Origin of the sequence: Vibrio xiamenensis (assembly GCF_900100015.1) — a bacterium.
In the GTDB taxonomy this organism is placed as follows: domain Bacteria; phylum Pseudomonadota; class Gammaproteobacteria; order Enterobacterales; family Vibrionaceae; genus Vibrio; species Vibrio xiamenensis.
Genome location: NZ_FNDD01000003.1, coordinates 95,329 through 111,079, shown reverse-complemented (window position 1 = coordinate 111,079; position 15,751 = coordinate 95,329). Strand labels below are relative to the sequence as shown.

The following is a 15,751-nucleotide window of genomic DNA, read 5'->3' as shown; positions in this document are numbered from 1 at the left end:
AAGTTTGATAAGGGTAACAAAATTGCAATGATTATTATCGACTGGTGAAGACATATGGGATCATAGTTAACGCCCATATGGCCTTCATAAGGAAGCATAATAATGAATAGAAATGATAGTGTCCCCTTGCCCTCGAATACCCGTGAATGGTTGTTTAACCGTAACAGCATAATAGTGATTGCCGACATTGTGCTGTTCTTTGTTCTCTACTTTACCCTACCGTTTGAACCTAAAGTCGTATTGGGTTTGAGCATGCTGACGTTTATCGCCATCTTATGGTTAACCGAAGCGCTGCACGTCACCGTGACCGCGATACTGGTGCCCGTGATGGCCGTCCTGTTTGGTGTGTTTGACACTCAAACCGCGTTAAATAGTTTCGCTAACTCGATCATCTTTCTGTTTCTAGGTGGTTTTGCGCTTGCCGCCGCGATGCACAAGCAAGGCTTAGATAAAGTCATTGCCGATAAAGTATTGCTCATGGCCCGCGGTAAAATGAGTGTCGCTGTGTTTATGCTGTTTGGTGTGACGGCATTCTTGTCTATGTGGATCAGTAATACCGCCACTGCAGCGATGATGTTGCCTCTGGTGCTCGGCGTGTTGAGTAAAGTCAATTCAGAAAGCGGGCACAAAACCTATGTATTTGTGTTACTTGGTATCGCATACAGCGCCAGTATCGGCGGGATCGCCACCATGGTCGGTAGCCCACCGAATGCGATCGCGGCCGCAGAAGTGGGTTTAACGTTTACCGATTGGATGGCATTTGGCATTCCAACTGCTGTGATTTTGCTGCCAGTGGCGATTTTGGTGTTGTACTTTGTGGTTAAGCCTAACTTGGACGGTGAGTTTGAGTTAAATCACCAAGCGGTTGACTGGGATAAAGGCAAAGTCGTTACCTTAGGCATCTTCGCACTGACAGTCTTTTTTTGGATCTTCAGTAAACCCATTAATGCCATGCTTGGTGGTTACGCCAAATTCGACACTCTGATTGCTCTAGGTGCGATCATCGCGGTGAGCTTTGCTCGCGTCGTACACTGGAAAGATATTGAAAAAACGGCGGATTGGGGCGTGCTATTGCTATTTGGCGGTGGTATCTGTTTGAGCAACGTCCTCAAAGCGACAGGCACCAGTTTATTTTTAGCCAATGTACTGAGTGAACACATTGCCAATATGGGGATGGTATTTATCATCGCCATCATCGCATTTTTTGTGGTGTTCTTGACCGAATTTGCCAGTAATACAGCCAGTGCTGCGCTGCTGATTCCGGTCTTCGCGACCGTTGCTGAGGCATTTGGTTTATCGCCGGTGGTGCTTTCTGTTTTGATCGCGGTCGCGGCGTCATGCGCGTTTATGCTGCCCGTCGCAACCCCACCCAATGCGATCGTGTTTGGCTCTGGTCACATCAAGCAAAATGAGATGCTCAGAGTCGGATTAGTACTGAATATGATTTGCGGTGTGGTACTGACATTTATTGCCATGTCATTTTGGGCGTAACGACCAAAAATCGACAACATTAAACGTAAAAGGGAGGCGCTAAGCCTCCCTTTTTTTGATTGAGAGATTGATCCACATTATACGGTAAATAGTGCAGAGAAACGCTAGTGTTTATGGCTTTTCTTGATAGTATCGATTTCTAGGAGTTTGGCTAAACTAAAGAATCAGATGAAAGAAACGCTCGTGATATCCGTCTCGTCTATTCACGGAACGAGACACTTTCATGTTAGTAAAATGCTGCGCAAGTGCCTAAAAGGCCTTGGAATTCTTACGTTTGCAGTTATCTGTACAACGGGCGGCACCATCTACTACCTCAAAGATGAGGTGGATTTTGCTAAACTAAAGCAGCATGAATTAGAAAAGAAATCTTCCAGTTTAACCGAAGAATTGGGCTCACTAAGGGATCTTAAATTGAACCTAGAAAGCGATCTGCTGGAAAGGGAAGAGAGGATCAACTTAGTTTCCGATCGTTTGGGTGAACTAGAAAAAGTGCTCGGTATGGACGACACCGAAGGACAGAACCAGTTAGAAACACGGCTTGATACGGCTGCGATCACTTCTTCGGTTCGAATGCAGATGTTGACTCAAATACCGAGTGGCGCTCCTGTGACAAGCGGGCGATTATCGTCTCCTTATGGAATGCGTATTCACCCCGTCACTGGAAAACGAACCATGCACCGTGGCCAAGACTGGGCTGTGAATGTCGGTACGCCGGTTTATTCACCCGCAGATGGGGTCGTGGAAGTGGTTCGTCCAAGTACAAAGGGATCAGGGAATTTTCTGCGCATCCAACACTCTTACGGCTTCTCAAGTTCGTTTTTGCATTTGAGTAAATTTGCCGTTCGATCGGGCGAGTTTGTGAAGAAAGGTGATCTGATTGCTTATTCTGGCAATACCGGAATATCCACTGGTCCGCATCTTCATTATGAAGTGCGTTTTTTAGGTAGAGCGTTAGACCCCAAACCGTTTATTCATTGGGGCGTCAATGACTTTGAATCAATATTTAGCGTAAGAGGTATCCGATGGGAATCTTTAGTAGACAAAGTGGAGTTACGAGTCAGCAATCAGCTACAACTCTCATCACAAAAGGTTGCTTTGTCACCGGGGAGCTAAAACTCGAAAGCGATATTCAAATTGATGGAATTATCGAAGGACAAATTCACGTCAGCAAGACATTGGTGGTGAGTGAATCCGGTCAAGTGAAAGGCGACATTTTTGCATCAAAAGTGGTGATTAACGGCATTTTTGAAGGCACGTGCCATGCAGATAAAATTGAAGTTCTCGCCAAAGGTCGTGTGAGCGGGACGATTTACACCGATGATCTCAGCATTGAGCAAGGTGGTAAATTCAATGGTGTTACGCATCCGGCAAAGCCTAAAGAGCAGCCGATTGAACAGCACGTGGTAGAGATTAAATCCACCACCAGTTCAGCGGCGTCAACGGCAAGTGCACCGTCGAGCACACCATCTTCTGTCTCTTCTACAGCCACGACGGCGAAAGATGCAATAAAACCGGCAGCGGGTGCGAAAGTCGCGCCGACTGAGGTCAAAAAGCAAGCGGTAAAAGGTTAATTACCGCGAGCTAAACATTGCATTCATCAACGTTCTTATCAGTAAAAAGAAGCCTTTTGGCTTCTTTTTTTGTTGTCGGCTGTTTTGCGTCAGTTGCTTGGCAAGCTAGTGTCTTCTTTTCCTCGACCATCTTATTGCCCATCACAGCTCAGTTAAAAGGGCGAAAAATCGTGCTCCATTTGCAACGCTGCTATGGCTTAAACTGTCTGTATCATCAATACTTTAAAAGTCGTTCATTAACCATCGTTTACGCTATACGGCCTGTAACGATGGTTTGCAGTCGTTGGTTCGAATTCAGTGCAACCGCTGCGGATACCGTCATAGCGAGTTCATTGCAACCGCAATGATGCGGTGCTTGCCTGAATAACATTTACTTGAAAGGTTTATCAACCTTAGGAGTCAGAGATGAAAAACGATCTTGAACCCGCTAAAGTCCTGCTTGCCTATGAAAAAATTATCAAAAATGGCACTGAAACCGAGTTCGGAAAAATTTATCAAGGCGTAGAAGCTTATTCCGATTACGACGGATATACCGTGTATATGAAAGGTAATGGCGTTGAGCTAAAAATGGGTTTCCATAACACTTACCATCTCGAATATGAGCAGGAGCGTTTGAAAGAGGCGTTTATAAAAAAAGTGCTGTTGCTGGCTGATGAGAAAAGCTAAACAAAGCCTGTTAGCCAACTTTAGCCATTAGGCTTTGGGAGAAAGATAAGGCAAAGAGCAGCTCAAATAGAGCTGCTCTTAAGTATCCGCTGCGTTTAGTCTTCTTCGACTAGGCTCTCGTCTTCTGAAAAATCTTCATTCGCGTCAGGCTTACTGCGTCCATTTAGGGTATGGAAGCGTTTGCGACCACGGGCTAGCTGAGTATATTTCAACCATGTCCGCTCAAGTTTGGTTTTCGCTTTACCTGGGTTTTCAACCACTTTGATAAAATGCTTTTCCTCCGCATTGTCTGGTTCAAGTTGACCAGATTCAAGAGCAAGCATAGTATCACCGTAGGTGACGAGGATTTCCTCTTCACCAAGAGTAAAATCTCCAGACTTTGCAAATCCGCGTGGGAATTTTACATTGTCGTAAAATCGTTTTTTGCCTGGACGAAATTCGATGTCAGACATGTCACAGCCTCTATATCTGTATTAATGATTCATTGCGAAAATTAGGCGTAATTTCAGCAAAAGAAAAACAAATTTTTTTTATCGTCTTGATAATTTCTGATTATTATTCTGGCGATTCAGTGGCCAAGGAAACAGTGGAATGGACGTAAAAGTCTTCAGAACATTCTTAGAGTTAGCAAAAGTTCGTCATTTTGGTCGAGCAGCCGAAAATCTCTACATTACGCAAGCTGCCGTCAGTGCGCGAATCAAACAGCTGGAAAGCTATTTTGACACTCAACTCTTTATCCGTGACCGAAACAACATCAAACTGACCTCTTCCGGTGAACGATTGGTTAATTACGCCGATGTGATGGTGACCACACTGCAGCAAGCTAAGTTTGAATTATCGATGGAAAATGGCAAAGCCTTGCAGCTGACTATGGGGGGAACCCCTAATGTGTGGGATTCCTATCTGCAAAACTGTCTGAGCGTCGTTACCGGCGCTTTCAGCGGCTACGGCTTTATGGCAGAAGTGATGGGGCGAGAAGCGCTCGTACGCTGCTTACAAGAGCGCACGTTGGATATGGCGTTTGCTTTTGACCAAATCAAAGCTGATGAGCTGAATTGTAAAAAAGTGGCCGATACTGTGCTGGTATTGGTCTCAACACAGCTCACCGATGCTCAAACCGTGTTTGAAGATAAATATGTGTATGTGGATTGGGGCACGAAGTTTTCTTCCGAATACGCTGAGCGTCACCCCAAAGTTCCTGCGCCTTATTTGCGCACCTCGACCGCACGTATTGCGCTGGATTTCATTTTGGAAAAGGGCGGTAGCGCTTATTTGCCGATTTCGCTGGTGGAACCATTTATCACCAGTGGCAAGCTGTTTTTGGTTACAGGCGTTGAAGAGTGGCATCGCCCGATTTACTTAAGCTATCGCAAAGCCAGCACTTCGGTTGAGGCGATTAAACAAGTTGAAGAGTTAGTAAAAGATATTGATCCGATCACCGCATACAGTCTACAAAAGTCGGCGCAATCACCAGGTGATGAATAATCGATGGTCGTCATTCATCTTTAATACGTGGATACATTTCAGAATGGGTCAATCGCAACAAAAAAAGCCTCGGTGAATACCGAGGCTTTTTCAATATGGGGCAATTATTTGCTTAGTGATTGATCAATTGACACTTTACCTGCACCAGAGACAGCTAAAGACACACAAGCAGCGAGAAGCGCAAGCGCGTATTCGTAGCCATTGTTAGTCAGGAACAGGCCGTTTGAAATATGCACAGAGAAGATAGCCACTAACATTGTAAAGCCAGTCACGATACCTGCTGGACGAGTCAACAGACCGATCAACAGTAGTAGACCACCGAAGAATTCACCACCACCCGCAAGACCTGCCATTAGCACGCCTGGTTCGATACCGATTGACGCCATCCATTGACCAGTGCCTTGTAAGCCGTAGCCGCCAAACCAGCCAAACAATTTTTGAGAACCGTGAGCCATCAAAATGATACCAACTGGGATGCGTAGCACTAAAGGTGCGTATCCAGCGCTAGTTGCAGTGATTTTTTTAATTAGTGCGTTCATTGTACTTACCTCAATAGAATGAATATCTGACGTGGTTACTTGGTATTGCGTCAGCGATTGATAATAAGTTTAGGACTGAAGTGGCAGAACGAACACAGTATGTTCTCGATATAGATGTTCGAATTAATTGAATAAGATTTTATGCACATTTATTGTCCAGTTGTGCATTTAAATGGCTGAAATAAAGACAATAAACTTATTTAGATAAAATGTTCGTACACATATCAACCTAACAAAGTTTGATTTTTAAAGGACTTAAACAAAAAAATTGAACTAAATTGAGGGCAAAAAAAAAGAGCCGTTAACGGCTCTTTTCAAACAGTTCATTGCTTAATGCAATATTACACTAGCGCAGCCAGTTGTTGCTGTGCTGTTGCACGGCTTTGTTGAGCTGGCTCATCACCCATGTTTAGCGCTTCTGCATACACAAACTCAACGTCAGTGATACCGATAAAGCCAAGCAGGGTAGTTAGGTAACCATAAATAGAATCACGGTCAGTATCTTTATGAATACCGCCACGGGTAGTCACGATGATGGCTTTGGTGTTTTCTACTAGGCCAACAGGACCGGTTTCAGTGTAAGAGAAAGTGACACCTGCACGAGCGATCAAATCGATCCAGTTTTTAAGCTGAGTAGGAATCATGAAGTTGTACATTGGTGCGCCGATAACCAGAGTGTCTGCAGCTTTTAGCTCCGCAACTAACTTGTCAGATAGAGCAAGGATTTCAGCCAGCTCAGGAGACAAATCATCAGCGCTACCGCGAAGTGCGGTCGCAACGCTCATATCCAATACTGGTAGAGTATCAACGGCAAGATCACGAATTGTGGTGGTTGCGTTGGCTTGGAAAACTTGATCGATAAGTTGGTTTGAGCTTGAGTACTCACCCAGAATGCTAGATTTAAGAACGAGAGTGTTTGACATGGTGTCCCCCATAAAAAGACGTAAATTTGTATCGCAACAATCTATAGCAATGCTGGCAATAACAGAATGCGAAGTCTTTGAGCAAGTTGTTCGAAGTTTTTGAAGCTGATGAATGGTTGCTCAGGGAGTAAAGGCTGTGCGGGATAGGGAAAGTCAGACAATAAACGCGCTGTCATTTGAAATAACAGCGCGTTTGAAACGAGGTGCTAAGCTACAGATTCATTAAACTTTCGAGTGATTCTTCAAACGAGAGTTTGTAGGTATGAAGCTGCTGACCATCCAAAGCGTCAATAGTGACGGTTTCGATATTATTCTGGTTGTACTCTTCGAGAATACCAAGGGATTGCTCAACTGAATCGAGAGTAAAGGTGTGATTGTTTTTTAGCACTATCGTGCAAGCGTGTAGTTTCATGCCAACGTCCTGTCTTTTTATACTGAAACTAAATCTAGTGTATTAGTATGACGTTCGCCAAATTTCTTTTGTGATTTTGTCGACCTTCACTTCCGAAAATGGCTAGTCATTGTGATTCGAGTCGCTACACTGAAAGCACAAAGCCTAGTTGGATACGATTTATGGCCCTGAATTCCTACAGCGTGTTGACTGAGCAAGATTGCCATCACGCTCGTCTCGCTCGTGATCGCCGTTTTGACGGTCAGTTCTATATTGCGGTAAAAACCACCGGAATTTTTTGTCGACCGATTTGTCCGGCGAATTTGCCCAAAGAACAAAACGTCGAATATTTTATTGATCAAGCTGAGGCGCTGCATGCCGGATATCGGCCGTGCTTGCGTTGTCGCCCAGATAGCGCTCCGGGCTCCTGGGCATGGAAAGGCACCGAAACCACGTTTCAGCGCGCGATCAAATTGATTGAACAAGGCGAGTTAGCAGAGGGGTGCGTAACCACGCTGGCCAGCAAGCTTGGTATTAGCGATCGTTATTTGCGCCAGCTATTTGAGCGTTATCTGTCGATGTCACCCAAACGTTACGCACAGTATCATCAGCTGATGTTCGCCAAGCAGCTTTTGCATTCCAGTACCATGAGTATCACCGACATCGCGTTTGCCAGCGGCTTCAATAGCACACGACGCTTTAATGATGCGTTTAGTAAAGTGCTGAATTTAACCCCCAGCCGAGTGAGGCAGAATATGACCACCGAGATTGCCAACCGTTTCGAGTTAACTTTCCACGGTCCGCTAGATTGGCAACGAATGTGCGACTTTTATGCATTGCGTGCTATTGAGGGCATTGAGTGGGTCACCGCAGACAGCTATCGCCGTCATTTTACGCTCAATGGCGCCGTCGGTTGGTTTGAAGCAAAACGGGTGCAGCGCGATAAACTCAGCATTGAGTTTGAGATTTCAGACATTCGCCAGCTAAAACATCTGGTCGAAAAGCTGCGCGTGATGTTTGATCTCAACACCGACTTGGCGGCGGTAGAAGGGCATTTGAATCACATTGCGCCAGGGCTGGTGAAACATTCGGGAATGCGTATTCCTGGGGTTTGGAATGCTTGGGAAGCCGGCGTGCGTGCAATTCTTGGCCAGCAAGTGTCGGTAAAAGGCGCCATTACTCAACTCAATTTTCTGGTTGAAAACCTAGCGCAAGGCGAGTCAGGGTTACGCCAGTTTCCAAGCCCAGAGCAAGTCGCGAATGCCGATTTGAGCTTTTTACGTATGCCACAAAGCCGCAAAGACACCTTGCACCGCTTTGCCAAATTCTATTTAACCGAGCAGCGCGAAGATCTAGACGCTTGGCTTGAACTAAAAGGCATTGGTCCGTGGACGATAAATTATGCGGCACTACGCGGATTATCGGCGCCCAACCGACTGCTGAATAATGATTTGATCGTAAAGAAGATGCTGGTGAACTTTCCTACTGTCACCGTTGAGTCGGCGTCGCCTTGGGGCAGTTATGCCACGTTTCACCTTTGGAGCCACAGCTCATGAACTATTACCACCAATTTGATACGCCACTGGGTAAAGTGACGTTACAAGCCAGCGACGACGGCATCTTAGGTGCTTGGTTTGAAACCCACACCACTCAGCCTGACTCGTTGGGGCAAGCCTCAAATGATCATCCGCTATTAATGCGGGCGAAGTCGCAGTTAGAAGAATACTTTCAAGGCATTCGCACTGAATTTTCTCTGCCGATTGCCGCCAAAGGTACCGAATTTCAAACTCAGGTTTGGCGCGCGTTAACCACCATTCCGTTTGGTGAAACGTGGAGCTACCAGCAACTTGCCGATGCGATCGGTAATCCGAAAGCGGTACGCGCTGTCGGGCTTGCGAATGGCAAAAATCCGGTTTCTATTATCGTTCCATGCCATCGCGTGATTGGTAAAAGCGGTCGCTTAACTGGCTATGCGGGCGGGGTTGAGCGCAAAGCAGCACTACTGAAACTTGAAGGCATTGAATGTAAAAGTAAGTGAGCATTAACTTACCCTCAATTACATACCAAACAGGTGTGCGTTGAGTATTAAGTGCACGCCAATCGCGACGAAATATCCTATCGCGACCACAGGCGTCCAACGCAAATGGCCGATAAAGGTGTAATTGCCTTTGGATGCCCCCATCAGCGCAACGCCTGCAGCTGACCCCACCGACAATAAGCTGCCGCCGATCCCGGCGGTCAGCGTCACCAGCAGCCAGTTTCCTACCGCCATATTGGGCTCCATGGTTAACACCGCGAACATCACCGGAATGTTATCGACTACCGCCGATAACACCCCAACCATCATATTGGCCCAAATCGGATCCCACTGGTTATACATCAGATGGGAAATCACCGATAAATAGCCCAACAAACTTAAACCGCCAACGCTCATCACCACGCCATAGAAGAACAGCAAGGTGTCCCATTCGGCATGGGAAATACGGCGAAATACATCAAATGGCACCACAGAGCCGAGCCTACGCAAGGCGTTCTCATCACCATTGGCGATCGCGAGCGCTTTCTTGCGTGCCAGCGAACGATCGAGGGTCTTGCGTAAATAAAAGCCAAAGAACTGCAAATAAGCTAACCCCATCATCATGCCCATTACCGGTGGAAAGTGTAGCAAGGCGTGAAACGCAACTGCCGTAACGATGGTGAGCATGAATAGGCCAACAATTCGTTTTGCACCGCGTTTAAGTTCCACTTGTTGATGCTCCACTCGCGGTTTGGCTCTGGGCACAAACATCGACATGATAAGCGCCGGCGCTAGATAATTGACAACTGAGGGCAGAAATAGTGGCATAAAGCCGGAGAAGGTCACGTGGCCTGCCTGCCAAACCATCAGGGTGGTAATGTCGCCAAATGGGCTAAACGCGCCGCCTGCGTTGGCAGCGATGACGATATTGATGCAGGCGAGGTTGATGAACTTTGCATTGTCGCCCGCGACTTTCATGACGACTGCACACATTAGTAGGGCGGTGGTGAGGTTATCGGCGATCGGCGAAATCACAAACGCCAGCGAACCGGTTAGCCAAAACAGAGTGCGAAAATCAAAGCCTTTGCCAATCATCCACGCTTGCAGCGCATCAAACAGGCGCCGCTCTTCCATGGCGCTGATGTAAGTCATCGCCACCAAAAGAAACAGCAGCAGTTCGGCGTATTCCAATAGATTATCTTTAAGCGCCAGTTCGGCAACGTGAGTGCTACCTTGAGCTTGGTAAGTAAAGCCAATGATTGCCCAGATAAGTCCGGCGGCAAGCAATACCGGTTTGGATTTTCTCAGTTGCAAATACTCCTCCATGGTGACCAGAAGATAAGCGATGAGAAAAATGATGATGCAAGCGTAACCGGAAAAGGAGTCGGTAAGGTCGATAATATGGCTTTCGCTTGCCACCACCGCGCTGGGAAGGCAGACAATCATAATAATAAATGGCCAAAAGAATGCTGCTCGACGCATGATGATTTCCTCCCTAACTCGCCGCAGTGCTCAATGAGTGTAAGAAGCAATATTCGACTGGGGTGTGAGGTAGGTTGGATCTAATTGAAATGCTGGGATTTGTTTTGTGTAAAGTTCTCAGTTGTACCACGGGTGGCAATAAAAAAGCTCCCGAAGGAGCTTTTTTTATTGTCAGTTCCAAACCACCGCCTTGGGCGGCGGTGATTGTTTACGCGTGAATTGCCACGCGTCGATGACAGTTTTCTGAGAGTGATTAAGCGTCTTGGTTGCTCAAGGTAAACTCTTCTTCTTTTTCACCGGCATTTGGGTCTAAGAAGCGGCTCTCATCCAGTGCGCCTTCAGATTTGGCAACAATCACAGACACACAGTTATCACCGGTAATGTTGACCGCAGTACGAATCATATCCAGAAGACGGTCAACACCCATGATCAGTGCAATACCTTCAAGCGGCAGACCGACTTGGTTGAGTACCATTGCCAGCATGACCAGACCAACACCAGGTACGCCCGCAGTGCCGATAGAAGCCAAGGTTGCGGTTAGAATGACGGATAGGTAATCGCCCATCGATAGGTCGATGTTAAACGCCTGCGCAATAAACGCGGTCGCCACACCTTGCATGATTGCGGTACCGTCCATATTCACTGTCGCGCCTAGCGGAATGGTGAATGAGGCGATTTTGTTGTCAACGCCCATGCGGTTTTTCGCCGTCTCCATCGACACCGGAATGGTGGCATTGGATGATGCGGTCGAGAAGGCAAACATGATGGCATCTTCCATTTTGCGGAAGAAAGTCATTGGGTTTAGGCCAGTGAAGATTTTAAACATCACGCCGTAAGTGACAAAACCGTGGATAAGTAACGTCGCGGTGAGCACTAAGAAGTAGGCCGCTAGGTTAATGATTGCGTCTAAGCCAAGGCTTGTGAACAGCTTCGCCATCAAGAAGAACACGCCGTAAGGCGCAACCAACATCAGCAGCGCGACCAGTTTCATGATCACTTCATTAAGATCGGAAAAGACACCTGCGATACGCTCGCCGGCTTTACCTGATGCGCTTACCGCCACCCCAAATAGAATCGCGAACACCAATACTTGCAGCGTTTTGCCTTCCGCCATGGCGTTAATAGGGTTGGTTGGGAACATGTCGATAAGGACTTGTCCTAAAGAGGGCGCCTCGGCAGATTGGAAATTGCTGGCTGCAGTCAAGTCTGCACCTTCACCTGGGTGGAACAGTGTCCCCATGGTCAGTGCCAGAGTAATCGCAACGGCAGTGGTGGTGATATAGAACGCAAGGGTTTTACCGCCCATGCGGCCCAGCGTTGACATGTCTTTTAGTGAGCTAACACCGCATACCAGTGAGACGAAAATCAACGGCACAACTAGCATTTTTAAGCTTGCGATAAAAATTTTACCGCCTACGTCAAACAGTCCATTAACTATGTAGGCATCGACAAATCCGTTGTCGGCAAAAAGGCTACGAATAATAAAGCCTGTCAAAATCCCCGCGACCATACCGATAATTACTCGGCTGGTTAAAGACAAGGTTTTTTTAGTATTCATAGAGAACACTCCTTATAGTTTTATGCACTTCGGCGTCATTGCGAAGCGAGCAGGAGGTTAGCAGGGGAAACGAAAAACGCGAAAACAAAAGCGTGTAACTTATGTTCTAATGTGATCTAGATCACTATGTGATGCTGGTTTTTAACACCAAATAAACCAAAAGTATTAGGTTTATTCTCTGGCTATTAGCAAGTTATACAGAATATTTATGAATTATAACCACTTTGTGGCTTTTTTCATCGATTCGAACAGTAAACCCTATAGCTATGTCGATGAATAAAAAACCGTTCAACGTTGTATTTCACTCACTTTTCAGTATCTTACTTTGAGCATTCTTCCAATAGCCGCACACCCATTGAGAGCAAAAATATGTCTGGACTGAGCAAAATGACGTTCTTTGAACGTTTTGAAGCCGATATTCTGGCCGGGAAAAAGACCATTACCCTGCGTGATGAAAGTGAAAAAGATTTCGTGATCGGCTCGATTGTCGACGTTGCGACGTTTGAAACCGACCGCCAATTTTGCCAATTGCGTATTTTGGCGGTGACAGCGGTGGGCTTTAGCGAGTTAAATCACCAGCATGCCGAGCAGGAAAATATGAGCCTAGAGCAGCTTAAACAGGTGATTGCAGATATCTATCCCGGCATTGAGCAGCTCTACGAAATTCAGTTTGAATTAATAAAGGGTTTAGCTAGCCACAGTTTGAACGGATGAAAAAGCCCCTTAACCACGAGGATTAAGGGGAAGTTTGAATATTGTCCGCCTTAGTTGAGCGGACACGAGGGTCATCAAACGCTTTGGTTTAAGATGCAGGAGTGAGCTTATCGGTTAACTTGGATAGCGATTTATGCGCTTTTAGTGCTTCAGCCACTAAGTCCGCCACCGCTTCCGCGCCATCTTTTTGAAAATGAGTCACATCCGGTTTAACCAATGTACCCGAGCGACCTTCATAATATGGGTACTGACTTGGGTCGACCACCAGCCATAAGTTTTTCCACTCATCCGGCGCTTTTTGATTGGCCATGGTTAACACGCGAGTTTGCATATCGAGCAGCGGAACTTGGTTTTCCAACGCGGTTTGGCGAACCGTTGCAGTGTAATCACCAAAGAATTGGAAGCCGTTGTTTTTATTCTGTTTGGTGGTGTGTTGAAGCACAGAAATCGGCGTGCCGTTCTTGTTGTCAGCAGTTTTAGCGCGTGGCACTGAGGTCAGCATTACAGGGTTTAATTGATGCTGCTTCGCAAACGCCAAATAACGCTCAAGTGAATACTGGAATGAAAAATCTTTGTGTCCAGCTGGGTACTGCATTTTGCCATCTGCGCTGTTTGGATAGGTACAGAGCGTTGCAACATCCAACGGGCCACGACCGGCTTTTGAACCATCACATTTTTCATCGTTATGGCTAAATTGAATGAAGATGTAATCGCCAGGTTGAACCAACGGCTCCACGTAGCTTAGCCAGCGACCATTGATAAAATCACGTGAACTACGACCAGATTGCGCCGCGTTGACCACTAACAGTTCGTCGTTGCTGAATTTATTAGCAAACGCCTGGCCCCAACCCATACGTGGATACACGTCTTGGCTGTAATTCGAGGCCGTTGAATCACCGACAATAAACAGTCTGGTTTTGGCGTTGTGAACTGCTTTATCGGCTTTGGCGAGTTGGCCATCACTCAACTCATAGCGAGGAATGGTATCGAGGCTGACAATCGGTTTGAAGGTCAAATCGAACAGTGAGGTTTTGGCTAACAAACCAGTTTTGGTGTTGTGGCCAAGGTTGTGAATCACTTGCGATGCCAGTTCATCCATCACGTCTTGATAGCTGTCTGCATAATTGACCGGATCCCAGTCTTGCTGTGGATCGAGGCCGTGCGCTTTAACCACACTTGCAAACGCAGTAGTGAAATTTTGATTGGCTTGCTGCCAAGCTTGGTGAGACAGTGCAGGCAGCTTAGTTTCGGCGGCGAGCACTTGTGGTCCGTCGATATTTTCTTGCGCGGCGACGCTTGAAACCACTAAATCACTGAACGGGTTTACGTTACCCACAGTGGTCTGGTTATTGTTGACGTCGACGACAAGCGAGGTCGCACATACCGAACGTTTGCCATCGCTTTTCAGGCATGATGCGCCGCTGCGATCATCAACGGAGACCAATAGTGGCGGTGTCATTGCTGCGATCGATGCTTGGTAATGGCCTTTATCGTTGGTTTGAGTCGTGGTGGTTTTGCCTAGGCTGTCTTTAACCGTCACCACCGCTGGGAATGCCATGCTGGCATGGGTGACTTGGCCACTTAGCACGCTTTTCTCGCCTAGAGATATATCGGGGGCCCAGCCTGAAAGAATGTTTTGCGTGGTGTATTTGGCGGCTTGTGCGGAACTTAGCTCAGGACGCGTATCGGATTTAGCTGCGCCGCTGCCACTGCTTTGGTATTCCCAAAAGCGTGAATCTTGTGGGTAGAACCAAATTTTTTCGCCTTTGATGTCTTTACCACTCATTTTGTCCCAGCCGTAGATGTGATCATCCATTTGGCAATCAATAAACGCGCTGTGACCAATGGCATTAGGGTCCGCGTAGCGGCCATCAGCAAATTTGGTGGTTGGGTGCCATGGGCGACCAAGGCCATAACTTCCAGCAGGCACATTGGCTTCTTTGGTCAGATGGCAGTGCTTAAACACCAAACCAAATGGCGAATCAATATTGGTGGCTGGCGCGGTTAGATAACCCAGAGGTTCTCCAGCTTTGCCATCATCGCGATAACGAGCAACAATCTCGCTGTTTTCAATCAGCGCGGTGCCGTGGCCAAAAATAAAGTCCACGGTGCCTTCAATTCTCGAGTTATCAAAATAGGAACGTCCGGCGCGTAAATAGAGGGTGTCTTGGTAACTGCTGAGGTTTACGTCTTTAAACTGCGCTTTATCACCGTTGTGGGAAACCAGCAGGGCAACAGCTTGAGTACCGCGTTGGCGGGTTGGATCATTTTCACTCTTGGCTTGGTTAGCAGGGAAATCAAAGCCATTTTCAATCGTGAGTGAGCGAGCGCTGAAATCCGTGGCGTCCACGCTCACGGTTCGGCTCCCAAACGTACCAAATTTTTTGCCGTTTTCGTCTAACATGCTGTTGGCCGTGGTCGCGGTAATGACGGTCTTATCGCGATCTTCACCGATCAGATAGATGTTTGGGCGAGTGATGTGCAGCTTTTCATGGTACACACCGTTACGAATATAGATAACATAAGGTTGCTCGGTTTGCGGAGCGCTGTCGATCGCTTGTTGAATCGAGGCGTAATCAGCAGAACCATCTTGTGAAACCTTCACGTCATATAAGGGTGTTGCGGCGGCAGAGGAAAAGTAGAGTATGGCGGTCAGACCAAGTCCTCTAGTTACAGACTTATTCATGTTATTATTCCTTTATGAAATGACGGATCTTTAAATTAGAAACGCAGTTTCATTATAGAAATTTCACTTCGAATAAACCGTGATCCGGTTAAGAAAAGCCCTGCCACTGCTGGTTTGAAATTATGAGCTTACGCACCTTTTTTCCTATTTATGCTGAGAGAATTATCGCTTGCGATTTCTGTGAGCTCTGGCGGCGGAAAATTACCTTAAGTTGCGGCTTCCCCGGTT

The 15,751-nt window shown here is 46.8% G+C and carries 14 protein-coding genes and 1 pseudogene; 8 read left to right on the top strand and 7 right to left on the bottom strand.

Features of this window, described 5'->3' with window-relative positions; translation table 11 throughout:
• The first annotated feature begins 102 nt into the window (after positions 1 to 102).
• From BLS03_RS03705 to BLS03_RS03690, 4 genes and pseudogenes are all read left to right on the top strand, one after another.
• Positions 103 to 1,491, top strand: coding sequence for an SLC13 family permease (locus BLS03_RS03705; protein ID WP_093269865.1), 1,389 nt, complete (start codon positions 103 to 105; stop codon positions 1,489 to 1,491).
• A gap of 168 nt (positions 1,492 to 1,659) precedes the next feature.
• Entirely contained in the window at positions 1,660 to 2,604 is a 945-nt protein-coding gene (locus BLS03_RS03700) for a M23 family metallopeptidase (protein ID WP_093269862.1), read from the top strand.
• A gap of 14 nt (positions 2,605 to 2,618) precedes the next feature.
• A pseudogene (locus BLS03_RS26070) lies at positions 2,619 to 2,930 on the top strand (bactofilin family protein); the annotation flags it as partial.
• Positions 2,931 to 3,467: 537 nt separating this feature from the next.
• Positions 3,468 to 3,728 carry a DUF3081 domain-containing protein gene (locus BLS03_RS03690; protein WP_093269855.1) on the top strand — a complete coding sequence of 87 codons (261 nt, stop codon included), beginning with the start codon at positions 3,468 to 3,470 and terminating at the stop codon, positions 3,726 to 3,728.
• Between the two features lie 95 nt (positions 3,729 to 3,823).
• Here the strand turns inward: BLS03_RS03690 and BLS03_RS03685 are convergent, their stop codons facing one another.
• Positions 3,824 to 4,180, bottom strand: a complete 357-nt coding sequence (locus tag BLS03_RS03685; RefSeq protein WP_093269853.1) for a MaoP family protein — start codon at positions 4,178 to 4,180, stop codon at positions 3,824 to 3,826.
• Between the two features lie 139 nt (positions 4,181 to 4,319).
• Between BLS03_RS03685 and BLS03_RS03680 the strand changes: the two genes are divergently transcribed.
• Positions 4,320 to 5,213: a LysR family transcriptional regulator gene (locus tag BLS03_RS03680; protein ID WP_093269850.1), complete on the top strand. Its 894-nt coding sequence runs from the start codon at positions 4,320 to 4,322 to the stop codon at positions 5,211 to 5,213.
• Positions 5,214 to 5,317: 104 nt separating this feature from the next.
• Here BLS03_RS03680 and BLS03_RS03675 read toward each other — a convergent pair whose 3' ends face one another.
• The 3 genes from BLS03_RS03675 to BLS03_RS03665 form a co-directional block, all read right to left on the bottom strand.
• Positions 5,318 to 5,752, bottom strand: coding sequence for a DoxX family protein (locus tag BLS03_RS03675; protein WP_093269847.1), 435 nt, complete (start codon positions 5,750 to 5,752; stop codon positions 5,318 to 5,320).
• Positions 5,753 to 6,093: 341 nt separating this feature from the next.
• The gene (locus BLS03_RS03670; RefSeq protein WP_093269845.1) at positions 6,094 to 6,675 is read right to left on the bottom strand and encodes an FMN-dependent NADH-azoreductase; all 582 of its coding nucleotides are present in this window, start codon (positions 6,673 to 6,675) and stop codon (positions 6,094 to 6,096) included.
• A gap of 211 nt (positions 6,676 to 6,886) precedes the next feature.
• Positions 6,887 to 7,087, bottom strand: coding sequence for a hypothetical protein (locus BLS03_RS03665; protein WP_093269842.1), 201 nt, complete (start codon positions 7,085 to 7,087; stop codon positions 6,887 to 6,889).
• Positions 7,088 to 7,248: 161 nt separating this feature from the next.
• On the opposite strand from BLS03_RS03665, the gene BLS03_RS03660 reads away from it, so the two are divergent.
• Positions 7,249 to 8,622, top strand: coding sequence for a DNA-3-methyladenine glycosylase 2 family protein (locus tag BLS03_RS03660; protein WP_093269840.1), 1,374 nt, complete (start codon positions 7,249 to 7,251; stop codon positions 8,620 to 8,622).
• Complete coding sequence (locus tag BLS03_RS03655; protein ID WP_093269837.1) at positions 8,619 to 9,104, top strand: methylated-DNA--[protein]-cysteine S-methyltransferase; 486 nt, start codon at positions 8,619 to 8,621, stop codon at positions 9,102 to 9,104. The genes BLS03_RS03660 and BLS03_RS03655 overlap by 4 nt, the downstream gene beginning before the upstream one ends.
• A gap of 18 nt (positions 9,105 to 9,122) precedes the next feature.
• Here the strand turns inward: BLS03_RS03655 and nhaD are convergent, their stop codons facing one another.
• The gene (nhaD, locus tag BLS03_RS03650; protein ID WP_342720190.1) at positions 9,123 to 10,529 is read right to left on the bottom strand and encodes a sodium:proton antiporter NhaD; all 1,407 of its coding nucleotides are present in this window, start codon (positions 10,527 to 10,529) and stop codon (positions 9,123 to 9,125) included.
• A gap of 289 nt (positions 10,530 to 10,818) precedes the next feature.
• On the bottom strand, positions 10,819 to 12,123 hold the full coding sequence (locus BLS03_RS03645) for a dicarboxylate/amino acid:cation symporter (RefSeq protein ID WP_093269832.1): 1,305 nt from the start codon (positions 12,121 to 12,123) through the stop codon (positions 10,819 to 10,821).
• 369 nt (positions 12,124 to 12,492) lie between these two features.
• Between BLS03_RS03645 and yqfB the strand changes: the two genes are divergently transcribed.
• Positions 12,493 to 12,837, top strand: coding sequence for a N(4)-acetylcytidine aminohydrolase (gene yqfB, locus BLS03_RS03640; protein WP_093269829.1), 345 nt, complete (start codon positions 12,493 to 12,495; stop codon positions 12,835 to 12,837).
• An 88-nt stretch (positions 12,838 to 12,925) separates the two neighbouring features.
• Here yqfB and BLS03_RS03635 read toward each other — a convergent pair whose 3' ends face one another.
• Positions 12,926 to 15,523 (bottom strand): pectinesterase family protein, encoded by a 2,598-nt coding sequence (locus BLS03_RS03635; RefSeq protein ID WP_093269826.1) that lies wholly within the window; start codon positions 15,521 to 15,523, stop codon positions 12,926 to 12,928.
• Positions 15,524 to 15,751 lie beyond the last annotated feature (228 nt).

Bases quoted from the DNA above. Each gene is read 5' to 3' on its own strand.
- BLS03_RS03700 (WP_093269862.1), top strand. From the start codon at position 1,660: ATGAAAGAAACGCTCGTGATATCCGTCTCGTCTATTCACGGAACGAGA.
- BLS03_RS03655 (WP_093269837.1), top strand. From the start codon at position 8,619: ATGAACTATTACCACCAATTTGATACGCCACTGGGTAAAGTGACGTTA.
- BLS03_RS03660 (WP_093269840.1), top strand. From the start codon at position 7,249: ATGGCCCTGAATTCCTACAGCGTGTTGACTGAGCAAGATTGCCATCAC.
- BLS03_RS03645 (WP_093269832.1), bottom strand. From the start codon at position 12,123: ATGAATACTAAAAAAACCTTGTCTTTAACCAGCCGAGTAATTATCGGT.
- nhaD (WP_342720190.1), bottom strand. From the start codon at position 10,529: ATGATTGTCTGCCTTCCCAGCGCGGTGGTGGCAAGCGAAAGCCATATT.
- BLS03_RS03685 (WP_093269853.1), bottom strand. From the start codon at position 4,180: ATGTCTGACATCGAATTTCGTCCAGGCAAAAAACGATTTTACGACAAT.
- BLS03_RS03670 (WP_093269845.1), bottom strand. From the start codon at position 6,675: ATGTCAAACACTCTCGTTCTTAAATCTAGCATTCTGGGTGAGTACTCA.
- BLS03_RS03705 (WP_093269865.1), top strand. From the start codon at position 103: ATGAATAGAAATGATAGTGTCCCCTTGCCCTCGAATACCCGTGAATGG.
- BLS03_RS03690 (WP_093269855.1), top strand. From the start codon at position 3,468: ATGAAAAACGATCTTGAACCCGCTAAAGTCCTGCTTGCCTATGAAAAA.
- BLS03_RS03665 (WP_093269842.1), bottom strand. From the start codon at position 7,087: ATGAAACTACACGCTTGCACGATAGTGCTAAAAAACAATCACACCTTT.
- BLS03_RS03680 (WP_093269850.1), top strand. From the start codon at position 4,320: ATGGACGTAAAAGTCTTCAGAACATTCTTAGAGTTAGCAAAAGTTCGT.
- BLS03_RS03635 (WP_093269826.1), bottom strand. From the start codon at position 15,523: ATGAATAAGTCTGTAACTAGAGGACTTGGTCTGACCGCCATACTCTAC.
- BLS03_RS03675 (WP_093269847.1), bottom strand. From the start codon at position 5,752: ATGAACGCACTAATTAAAAAAATCACTGCAACTAGCGCTGGATACGCA.
- yqfB (WP_093269829.1), top strand. From the start codon at position 12,493: ATGTCTGGACTGAGCAAAATGACGTTCTTTGAACGTTTTGAAGCCGAT.